At 61.6% G+C, this 10,691-nt stretch carries 10 protein-coding genes; 6 read left to right on the forward strand and 4 right to left on the reverse strand.

Annotated features, from left to right (window positions below; genetic code table 11):
- The first annotated feature begins 377 nt into the window (after positions 1-377).
- The gene (locus tag VFV96_14075) at positions 378-722 is read left to right on the forward strand and encodes a hypothetical protein (GenBank protein HEU5071526.1); all 345 of its coding nucleotides are present in this window, start codon (positions 378-380) and stop codon (positions 720-722) included.
- Positions 723-1,299: 577 nt separating this feature from the next.
- Here the strand turns inward: VFV96_14075 and moeB are convergent.
- Entirely contained in the window at positions 1,300-2,448 is a 1,149-nt protein-coding gene (moeB, locus tag VFV96_14080) for a molybdopterin-synthase adenylyltransferase MoeB (protein ID HEU5071527.1), read from the reverse strand.
- A gap of 123 nt (positions 2,449-2,571) precedes the next feature.
- Here moeB and VFV96_14085 point away from each other — a divergent pair, with 123 nt between their 5' ends.
- From VFV96_14085 to VFV96_14100, 4 genes are all read left to right on the forward strand, one after another.
- Positions 2,572-3,384 carry a purine-nucleoside phosphorylase gene (locus VFV96_14085; protein ID HEU5071528.1) on the forward strand — a complete coding sequence of 271 codons (813 nt, stop codon included), beginning with the start codon at positions 2,572-2,574 and terminating at the stop codon, positions 3,382-3,384.
- Positions 3,365-3,793 carry a cytidine deaminase gene (locus tag VFV96_14090; GenBank protein ID HEU5071529.1) on the forward strand — a complete coding sequence of 143 codons (429 nt, stop codon included), beginning with the start codon at positions 3,365-3,367 and terminating at the stop codon, positions 3,791-3,793. The genes VFV96_14085 and VFV96_14090 overlap by 20 nt, the downstream gene beginning before the upstream one ends.
- Positions 3,794-3,824: 31 nt before the next feature.
- Positions 3,825-5,288: an ATP-binding protein gene (locus VFV96_14095; GenBank protein ID HEU5071530.1), complete on the forward strand. Its 1,464-nt coding sequence runs from the start codon at positions 3,825-3,827 to the stop codon at positions 5,286-5,288.
- Positions 5,289-5,463: 175 nt separating this feature from the next.
- Complete coding sequence (locus VFV96_14100; protein ID HEU5071531.1) at positions 5,464-6,348, forward strand: LysR family transcriptional regulator; 885 nt, start codon at positions 5,464-5,466, stop codon at positions 6,346-6,348.
- A gap of 74 nt (positions 6,349-6,422) precedes the next feature.
- On the opposite strand, the gene VFV96_14105 is transcribed toward VFV96_14100, so the two are convergent.
- The 3 genes from VFV96_14105 to proB all read right to left on the reverse strand — a co-directional run bounded on the left by VFV96_14105 (position 6,423) and on the right by proB (position 9,374).
- The gene (locus VFV96_14105) at positions 6,423-7,532 is read right to left on the reverse strand and encodes an aminopeptidase (GenBank protein HEU5071532.1); all 1,110 of its coding nucleotides are present in this window, start codon (positions 7,530-7,532) and stop codon (positions 6,423-6,425) included.
- A 22-nt stretch (positions 7,533-7,554) separates the two neighbouring features.
- Positions 7,555-8,214: a MazG family protein gene (locus VFV96_14110; protein ID HEU5071533.1), complete on the reverse strand. Its 660-nt coding sequence runs from the start codon at positions 8,212-8,214 to the stop codon at positions 7,555-7,557.
- An 83-nt stretch (positions 8,215-8,297) separates the two neighbouring features.
- Complete coding sequence (gene proB, locus VFV96_14115) at positions 8,298-9,374, reverse strand: glutamate 5-kinase (protein ID HEU5071534.1); 1,077 nt, start codon at positions 9,372-9,374, stop codon at positions 8,298-8,300.
- 109 nt (positions 9,375-9,483) lie between these two features.
- On the opposite strand from proB, the gene VFV96_14120 reads away from it, so the two are divergent.
- Positions 9,484-10,554: a M42 family metallopeptidase gene (locus tag VFV96_14120; GenBank protein ID HEU5071535.1), complete on the forward strand. Its 1,071-nt coding sequence runs from the start codon at positions 9,484-9,486 to the stop codon at positions 10,552-10,554.
- The last annotated feature ends 137 nt before the right edge of the window (positions 10,555-10,691 follow it).

Here is a 10,691-nt window from a genome sequence, read left to right on the forward strand (position 1 = left end):
GGGATAAGAAGAAGGCGGAGATGGCGGCTCGACTGCGAAAAGAGACGACGATGAGCTGGCCGTGGATAGCCAGGCGGCTGGCGATGGGGCATTGGCGCACCGCAGCCAACGCGGTGCGTGCGCGAACGGTAAAATGAATGCGAATATACCATTAGTAATCTCTGACCCCTTTATGACCCCTTTATGACCCCTTTATGACCCCTTTATGACCCCTTTACTGACCCCTTTACTGACCCCTTTACTGACCCCTTTAGGTGAGTGATATGAGGTGGTATCTATTCTTTATAGTCATTGCAGCCGCGTCATTATTGGTGTTTTGGCGATTAGAGGCATATAAAAAGGTTAATGCTCATCAGGTAGTTCGAACTCGGTCTGACTTGGTGGTTGTCGAAGATGCGATTAAGCTACTCGATGCGTTGGATCCGAAAGCAATACTGCAGCTTTCTGGTAGTAATAATGTGAATGCCTTTATATTATTCAATATGCTCTCATCGACGAATGAAGACGTCCCTCTGCTTCAGTCGCGTTCCGACTGGAAAGCGCGAGGTGCCGTTCTTGATAGATGGGGCAGTCCAATTCGCATCAAAGTGACAATTTTAAGAGAGAATCCGCGCATCACATCAATTGAACTTAGGAGTATTGGTCCTAATAAATTAGACGAGAATGGTTTAGGAGATGATATTGTTAACCCCGAATTTGTTCTAAAAGGTGTCACCCATTAGCGTGGGCGGTCAAACGCAAAAACAGATTTCCGGCAGCCAGCTCTTCTTCTTTCCTTAAAAGCTGTCTTTGTCTTTGGCCGTTTTGGCGGGCGGCGTTCAAGGCCTGATTCCTTCCTGTCATTTCGGTCGTTGTTGGCGGATGCGGCCTTCCCGCCAGGGAAGGCGATCCGTTCAGTCACCCATCTGGTTCCAGCGTGTCGCGTCCGGCCTGGGTGACAGTCCGGTCGGCGGTGCGTGGACTTTCGTCCCCACATCGCGCACGCCCTCCTCCCGCTTCTCCGGGAGCCAGAAAACATTCAGTGCCAAACCGTGTTCATTCAGTGGGGCATGACTTGTGGCTCGCGTCGCCTTCGGGCTTCGCGTCCATAAACGGTAAACGTAAACGGGTCGTAAACGGATCGGTTCTTGATATTGAGATATTGGCGGGAGGGGTGGAGTTTCTGGCGCAGGGCGCGGACGCTGCGAGTGGAATTTCCGGAAGCGGTCGCTCACGTGATGAACCGGAGTGACCGGCGGGCGCGATTTTTTTGGAGGACGCTGCAAACAACCCGGCGGCTACGACATTATTCGAACCGCACTAAACTTTCGGCATTTCCGGATCGAACGCGTCGGCCCACGCATGAATGCCGCCGGCCACGCTCTTCACGTTCTTGAACCCGTTTTCCTTCAGGAACTGGACCAGCCGCATGGAGCGTCCGCCGGATCGGCAGTGGATGTAATACGTTTCCGTCGGGTCCAGCTCATCGAGGCGCAGTTGCAGTTCGCTCAAGGGGAGAAACATCACGCCGGGGATGTGCGCCGCGGCGTATTCATCGGGTTCGCGGATGTCCACCACCTTGATGCCGAGCGTGCAGTCGTCGAGGGCGTGCTTCATGTCGTGAACGGAAACTTCGTCGGGATGCATGGGGGGTTTGGCGTTGGCCGGCTGGGTGCCGCAGAATTGTTCGTAATCGATCAGTTGCGTGATGGTGGGGTGCTCGCCGCAAATCGGACAGTGGGGGTCCCGGCGCAGCCGCAATTCCCGGAACCGCATTTCCATTGCATCGTAAACGAGCAGCTTCCCGAGCAATGGTGTGCCAATTCCGACTATAAGTTTCAAGATTTCCGTCGCCTGAATGCACCCGATGATGCCCGGTAAAACCCCGAGCACCCCGCCTTCGGCGCAGCTGGGCACGGAACCGGGCGGTGGCGGTTCGGGATACAAACAGCGGTAACACGGGCCGCCCAAATGCGGGGCAAACACGCTCGCCTGGCCCTCGAAACGGAAAATGGAGCCGTAAATGTTGGGCTTTTTGAGCAGCACGCAGGCGTCGTTGGTCAGATAGCGCGTGGGAAAGTTGTCGGTGCCGTCCACCACAATGTCGTAGGGCTGGATGAGATCGAGGGCGTTGGCGCTGGAAATGCGTTCTGGATGCAGCACCACGTTGACATGCGGATTGAGGCGCTGGATGGCGTCCCGGGCGGATTCAGTCTTGGCGCGGCCAACATCGCCGGTGCCGTGCAACAACTGCCGCTGCAGGTTGCTTTCGTCCACGGTGTCAAAGTCCACAATGCCCAACTGGCCGACGCCCGCGGCCGCCAGATACATGAGGATGGGCGAGCCCAGTCCGCCGGCGCCGATGCACAGGACTTTGGCCGAGGAAATTTTCTTTTGTCCCGACAGCCCCACTTCGGGCAGCATGATGTGCCGCGAGTAGCGGCGGATTTCGTCACGAGTCAAATCCATAACCAAGAAGCGTTGCGAACCTAAGTGCAAAAAAAACGGAAAGCAAGTCACGCCGCCCCGCTTCCGGTGACGCGACGGGCCACCGCCGTCGCCCGTTTGGCGGCAACCACGGAAGGGCGGGCGATCCGCCGGGCGGCCGCGTTCATTGCGGCGCAATGCCCGCTGCGGCCGACCCTGGCAATCGTGCTGGGCAGCGGCTTTCACCACGTGGTGGGTGAATTGCAGGTGGAAGCACGGGTGGCGTATCGTCGCCTTCCGGGTTTTCCGCGTCCCACCGTGGCGGGACATGCCGGCGAGCTGTTGCTCGGCAAACTGGGCGGCACGCCGGTCATGGTTCTGAGCGGGCGGGCGCATTATTACGAAGGGCACGCGTTGAGCGTGGTCACGTTCGCGATGCGGGTGCTGGCGGCGTGCGGCGTGCGCGACGTGCTGCTGACCAACGCGGCTGGCGGCCTCAACCGTGCGTTCCGGGCCGGCGACTTCATGGTGCTGACGGACCACATCAATTTCATGGGCGTCAATCCGCTGCGGGGCCCGGCGCTGCCGGACTTGCCGCGTTTTGTTGATCTCACGACCGCCTACGATGCCACGCTGAGCCGGGCTTTGCGGCGCGCCGGCAAGGCCTGCCGGTTGCGGCTGCATCAGGGCGTTTATCTGGCGGTGTCGGGCCCCAGTTACGAGACGCCGGCTGAGATTCGGGCGTTTGCGACCTTGGGCGCGGACGCCGTCGGCATGAGCACGGTGCCCGAGGTGATTGTGGCCCGCCAGGTCGGCCTGCGCGTGGCTGCGGTGTCGTGCATCACCAATCTGGCGGCGGGCCGGACCCGCCAGCCGTTGTCGCATGACGAAGTGCTGGAAACGGCCGAACGTGCGAAATTCGCCGCGGCACAGTTTCTGCGCCATTTTGCTGAAAATTATGCCCAGAACCAAACTTGATCCCCTGATTGAGGCGGCTGCGGCGGCCCGGCAGCGCGCGGTGGCGCCGTATTCGAAGTTCCAGGTGGGGGCGGCAGTGTTGACCCGGCAGGGGGCAATTATTACCGGGGCGAACGTGGAAAGCGCCAGTTACGGGCTGACCTGCTGTGCCGAGCGGGTGGCGCTGTTCAAGGCGTTGACCGAAGGGCATCGCGACTTTGTCGGGGTGGCCGTGGTGGCGCGGGCGCCCGGCGGCCCGATGCCGTGCGGGGCGTGCCGGCAGCTGCTGGCTGAATACGCGCCGCAGGCGGAAGTTCGCGTGGCCGACAGCCGGTCCCTGGGTTCGGTTCGCACGTTTGCCATGGCCGGGCTGCTGCCGGCCGCGTTCCTGAGTGTGCCTCAGAAAGGAACCCCGCGCCGCAAACGGTGAGGTTCGCGATGATGTGTGACGGAAGCATTTGATGAAGCCAAGCGACTTCTTTGTCCTGGATGGCGCGGGCTGGCCGGCCTTGCTGGTGGATGAGGCGGGAACGATTCTTCGTTCCAACGCCGCCGCCGTGCAGTCCTTCGGGCCGGTCATTCAATCGTCCGGCTCACAACTCGCGGTCATCTGGGCGGCGGAAAACCCGCAGCCACCGGCCGGCTTTTTTGCCCACTGGGTCCAGACGCCCACGCCCACCGTCGCGTTGAAATTCAAGTGGAAGGCCGGCGGAGTCGCTTCGCACACGGTGTCGGTCTGCGCCCTGCAAAGTGAAATGCAGCGCTGCTTTCTGCTCCAGCTGCTCGGCGAAACCGCCAACGCCGATGCGCTCGTCGCCCAAAAGCAAAAACTGGACTGCGCGCTGCAACTGGCCCGCACCGTCTCGCTCGACTTCAACAACGCGCTGACCAGCATTCTGGGGCACACCTCGCTGCTCTTGGGAAAGCTGGAAAAGGACAATCCCGTCCGCGCTTCGTTGATGGAGGTGGAAAAATCCGCGGCCCGCGCGGCCGAGATTTCCAATGACCTGGCTTCCTTCAGCCGGCAGGAGAAGGAAACGCGGGCGCAGGCGTCGGGCAACCTCAACGAGCTCGTGCAGCGCTGCGTGGAGGTGTTCCAGCGAAAACCACCGCCGCCGGAAGTGAAATGGGTGTTGCACACGGAACGACGTTTGTTTCAAGCCCGCTTCGACGAAGCCAAGCTGCTGCAGGCGCTCACCAAAGTGGTCGAGAATGCGGTCGAGGCGATCGAGGGTTCCGGGCAAATCGGACTCACCACGCGCAACGTGGAATTGCAGGAGGCCACGAAGGATCGGGGCGTGCACCTGGCCGCCGGCAACTATGTCTGCATCGAGGTCGTGGACACCGGCAAGGGCATCGACCCAGACGTGTTGCCGCGTGTCTTTGAGCCGTTCTTCACCACGAAGCGCAACCACCGCGGGCTGGGGCTCGCCTGGGTTTATGGCATCGTCAGCAATCATGGCGGCGCCGTCGTGATTTCCAGCGCCGCGGGCGGCGGCACGTCCGTGCGGCTCTACCTGCCGGCCGAACAACGGCTGGTGCGGGAAGTCGCCGCGGGCGGCGCGGATTTGCGCGGCACGGAAACCATCCTGCTCGTGGATGACGAAGACCTCGTGCTGACGATGGGGCAGATGATTCTGAGCGAGTATGGTTACAAGGTGGTGACCGCGAATTCCGGCCAGCGGGCCCTGGAAATCCTGACCAAGGGCGAACCGCCCGTGCAGCTGCTGGTGACCGATCTGGTCATGCCCGGCATGAGCGGGCGCGAGCTGATGGAGCAGGCCCGGCAAATTGCCCCGGAAACGCGCATCTTGTGCACCAGCGGCTATGCCTGGCCGGCCAGCCGTGAAGGCGATCCGGCGTATTTGCAAAAGCCCTTCACGAGCCAGGAACTGCTGCTGAAAGTGAAGCACCTGCTGCACTGACTCCGGCCACCGCAAACCGTTTCTTTCCAGTCCACCCGGCCGCGGCCGCGGCCACGCAACGGCCACCCGGGCATTGGTTTCGGCCACCCAACGCATCAGGTCGTCTTGCGGGCTAATTACAGCCCATAGATAATCTTGTTGACTAATTTTAGTCATTTTTATATGCATGGTTCTTATGCAAATAGAGAGTCTTAAAGTTTTCTGCGATCTGACCGAAACGGAGAGCTTCACCAAGGCGGCGCAGATCAACGGCGTCACCCAGTCCGCGGTCAGCCAGCAGATCAGCTCGCTGGAACGCCAGTTCAAGTCGTTGCTGATCGAGCGCAGCAAAAAGAAGTTCCGCCTCACGCGCGAAGGACAGGTGCTCTACGAATACAGCAAGCAGATCATCGGCACCTACGACGCGCTGCACAGCAAGCTGCAGGAGATCAAGGACATCATTTCCGGCACCATTCGCGTGGCGACGATTTATTCGATTGGTCTGCACGACCTGCCGCCCTACGTGAAGCGCTTCCTCAAGTCCTACCCCACGGTCAACATTCACGTGGAATACCGGCGCGCCAACCAGGTTTACGAGGACGTGCTGGGCAACGTCGTCGATCTGGGGCTGGTGGCGTATCCGGTCAAGGACGCGAAGCTCGAAATGGTGCCCATCAAGCGCGATCCGCTGGTGCTCGTGTGCCATCCGCAGCACTCGTTTGCCAAGTTGAAGACGGTCAAATTGAAGACGCTGGCCAACCAGAAGTTCATCGGCTTCGAGCCCGACATTCCGACGCGCAAGGCGATCGACAAGGCGCTGCGCGAACATGGCATCGAGGTGAACCACGTCATGGAGTTCGACAACATCGAGACGGTGAAGCGCGCGGTGGAAATCGACGCGGGCGTGGCCATTGTGCCGCAGAGCACGATCGTGCAGGAGGTGCAGAAGCAGACCCTGGTGGCCATTGCCCTCGATGACGGCGAAATGTATCGGCCGCTCGCGGCGATTTACAAAAAGACGAAAGTGCTTTCGCCGGCCATGCGGCAGTTCATCTCGATTCTGAAAGAGGAATCGAAATAAGCATCTTCTCGGATTAAAGCCAAAACGCCGCCGGGCAGTCCCGGCGGCGTTTGCGTTCTGCGGTCCAAACTGGCCTACCGCAAATTATCCGGGTTGAGCGGCCGCAGATCCTTGGGCAGAAACTTTCCGTCCTTGCGGATCAATTCGCCGTCAAACCACACCTCGCCGCCGCCCCATTCCTTGCGCTGAATCAGGACCATGTCCCAATGGACGGCCGAGCGGTTGCCGTTGTCTGCAATCTCGTAGGCCTGGCCGGGCGTGAAGTGGAGCGATCCCGCAATCTTTTCATCAAACAGGATGTCGCACATCGGGTTCAGGATGTAGGGATTGAAGCCGAGCGAGAACTCGCCCACGTAGCGCGCGCCGGCGTCGGTGTCGAGGATTTCATTGAGCCGTTTGGTATTGCTGGACGTGGCCTCAATGATTTTCCCCTGCTTGAACACAAGCCGGACATTTTCAAACTTGGTTCCCGAGTAGAGCGTCGGCGTGTTGAACTGGATGACGCCGTTGACCGAATCCTTGACCGGACAGGAGAAGACTTCGCCGTCGGGAATGTTCAGCTTGCCCTCGCAGGTCTTGGCGCCAATGCCCTTGATGCTGAACGTCAGGTCCGTGCCCGGGCTGCGAAGGTGCACGCGGTCCGCCTTCAACATGCGGCGGTGGAGTGGAAGCATCGCCTTCGCCATCCGGCGGTAATCCATCGTGCAGACATCAAAGTAAAAATCCTCGAACGCCTCCGTGCTCATGCCCGCCGCCTGCGCCATGCTGGGCGTGGGCCAGCGCAACACCACCCAGCGCGTCTTGTTGACGCGGAAATTCTGCACCGGCCGCGTGACGGTGGTGTAGAGCGACATGCGGTCTGCGGGCACGTCGGAGTTTTCGTTGATGTTCCCGGCGCCGCGAATGGCGATGTAGGACTGAACCCGTTTCATCCGGGTCAGCTCCAGGTCGCGGATCAGGCCGGCCTGCGGTTTGGTGAGCCCCCGGAGCAGCTCGCGGGTGACGCGGGTGCGGCGGGTTTCCACGACGGGAATGCCGCCGGCCGCCCGGACGGCGCGGATGAGCTGCACGGTGAACTCATCCGGCACGTCGATCATGTCGAGGAAGACACGTTCGCCCTTTTTGATCTCCGTGGAATATCGAACCAGCAGGTTCGCCAGTTTGGGGTAACGCGGATCGGTCATGGGTCGGGAAATTGACGACGAATCAAGGTTTTGTCGAGACGGCTCTTTCCCGCCGCCGCAACGCGCGCTCGGTGCGTTTGACCTCCGCCTGCAACAACTCTTCGGCCGACCAGCCGCACGCCTGCGCCGTGCGGGCGAGGGCGAAAAGTTGCCTGGCGAGGGCGTCGCGGCCCGGTCTGCGGACCGGTTTGTCGTCGGACAGCAGCCCCGCTTTGCGCGCCTTTTTGACGAGCTTTTCGGCGCGGAGCAGGGCGGGGAGATGTTTCGGAATGCCATCGAGCGCCGAGTCCCGCTGGTGCCGCGTGCCGTGCTTCTCAGCCGTTTTGATTTTTTCCCAGTTGGCCCAGACCTCGTCCACGTTCCGCACGCGCGTGTTGCCAAAGACGTGCGGATGGCGGCGGATCAGCTTGTCCACGAGATGCTGCGTGACCTGTTCGAAGTCGAAGGCGCCCCGTTCGCGCGCCAGCTGGCAGTGAAACACCACCTGCAACAGGAGGTCGCCCAGTTCCTCCGCCATCTCATGGTCGTCGCGCGCCTCGATGGCGTCGATCAATTCGTAAACCTCCTCGATGGCATGCCGCCGCAGGCTGTGGTGGGTTTGTTCGCGGTCCCACGGGCAGCCGTTGGGCGATCGAAGTTTGGCCATGACGGCGAGCAGTTGGTTGAGGGCGGGCTTTTTCATCGGAAATCATTTCACTTGGCGCTCCCCGAGCTCCGACGAAGGGCGCTTCGCGGCCGGGGTGGCCGGTTCCATTCGCATCGGCTTCACAACACCACCATGTCATCGCGATGCACGACTTCGACACGGGTGAGCTTGCCGGCGGCGATGTCACCGGCGCCGAATTTCGCGAGGCCGCGGGCGAACTCGGTTCCGTCCGTGTCGCAAATGCGCACCACATCGCCGGCGGCGAAGCTGCCTTCGCAGCGCCGGATGCCCGGCGGGAGCAGGCTTTTGCCCTGTTCGCGCAGCGCCTTCTTGGCGCCGTCATCCACAAACAGGGTGCCCTTGGCGTGGTGAAAAAAACCGATCCAGCGTTTGCGGCTTTGCAGCTTGCGCGGCTTCGGCAGGAACAGCGTGCCTTCCTCCTCGCCGGCGAGGATGCGGGCCAGGGTGTCGTGCTTGCGGCCGGAGGCGATGACCAGCGGAATCCCCGAGCGCACGACGATTTTGGCGGCGTCCACCTTGGACTTCATGCCGCCCACGGCCGTTTCGCTGTCCGTGCCACCCGCGAGTTTTTCAATCGCCGCGGTGATGTCCTGCACCAGTGGCAACACGCGGGCGTCGGGCTGGCCAAAGTTCTCCACCACGCCCTCCACCGAGGTCAGGATGACCAGCAAATCCGCGGGCAGCAGCGATGCGACGAGCGCCGAGAGCTTGTCGTTGTCCCCGAACTTGATTTCGGTGAAGGACACCGCGTCGTTCTCGTTGATGATGGGGACGGCGCCGTGCGCGAGCAGCGTCACCAGTGTGTTGCGGGCGTTGAGGTGGCGTTCGTGATGTTCCAGGTCCGCATGCGTCAACAACACCTGCGCCGCGACGAGTCCGTGCCGGGCGAACAACTGGTCGTAGGTGGCCATGAGCCGCGACTGGCCGACGGCGGCGCAGGCCTGCTTTTGGGCGAGTTCGGTGGGACGCGTTTGAAAGCCGAGCGCGCCCATGCCCGCGCCAACGGCGCCCGAGGTGACGAGCACCACGTCGCGGCCGGCTTTGCGCTGGGCGGCCAGTTGCGCAACGAGCTGTTCCAGTTGCGCCAAATCCGGCTGCTTCCGGTGGTCGGTGAGGACGCCGGTGCCGACTTTGACGACGATGCGGGAGACGCCTTTGAGCAGTTCGGAGCGCACGCCGGGAAGTTAAGAAGCCCGCCTGCCAAGGCAAAGCGGAATTAAGCCCGGTCAAGCGGACTTGAGTCGCCACTCGACGGACTGTGAGCGGCTTTCTATGCTTCGCCCCATGCGAGCACAATCACTCGAATTTCTCCGGCGGCTGGTCAACACCCCCAGCCCGGTCGGGCATGAAACCCGCGGCCAGCGCGTGTGGCTGGACTACGCCGGACAGTTCGCCGAGGAGACCTTTTCCGATGCCTACGGCAATTGCGTGGCCGTGCTGAACAAGGGTGGCGGCCCGCGCATCATGCTGGCCGGCCATGCCGACGAAATCGCCATGGCGGTGAACTACGTCGACGACAACGGCTACCTTTACGTCCGGCGCATGGGCGGGGTGGACGCGGCCATCATGAAGGCGCAGCGTGTGACCATTCACAGCCGTAGCGGCCCGGTCAAAGCGGTCGTCGGCAACGTGGCGCCGCATTTGACCAAGCAGGAAGGCGATCCCAAGCCGCCCAAGATGCACGACATCTTTCTCGACATCGGCGCCGCCAGCCGCAAGGAGGCCGAGCAGTTCGTGCGCATTGGCGACCCCATCACGCTTGTGGACGAATTTGAAGTGCTGCGCGGCGACCTCGCCGTGGCGCGGGCCTTCGACAATCGCATCGGGACATTCGCCGTCGCCGAAGCGCTGCGGTTGCTGAAGGAGTCCAAGACGAGACTGCACGCCGAGATTTGCGCGGTGTCCAACGTGCAGGAGGAGGTCGGCCTGTTGGGCGCGCGCCAGATCGCCTATTCCCTCAAGCCCGACGTGGCGCTGGTGGTGGACGTGACGCACGCCACGGATTATCCGACGGTCAACAAGGCGCAGCACGGCGACATCAAGCTTGGCGGCGGACCGGCGATCACGCACGGCGGATGCAATCATCCCGAAGTGGTCGCGCGGCTGGAAGACGTGGCGGCGAAGAAAAAGATTCCGCTCCAGCACGAGGCCATGTCCGCGACGAGCGGCACGGACACCGACGCGATCTTCTGGACGCGCGGCGGCATTGCGAGCGCGTTAATCAGCCTGCCGAACCGTTACATGCACTCGCCGGTGGAAGTGGTGAACCTGCTGGACCTCGAAAAAATTCCCGAACTGCTGGCGGGCTTCTGTCAGTCGGTCAAGCGCGGCGAACAGTTCAAGGTGAAGATCTAGTGTGGTGAGCGATTAGTTCGCTTACAAAGTGTGGCGACGCGATCGAGAATGAGTTCGGCGGTGGCGGTCCAAACAAAGGGCTTTGGCTTCTGGTTGTTGGCCGCGATGTAATCGTCAATGGCCGCAATGAGTTCGTC

Source organism: Verrucomicrobiia bacterium (assembly GCA_035765895.1).
In the GTDB taxonomy this organism is placed as follows: Bacteria; Verrucomicrobiota; Verrucomicrobiia; order Limisphaerales; family DSYF01; genus DSYF01.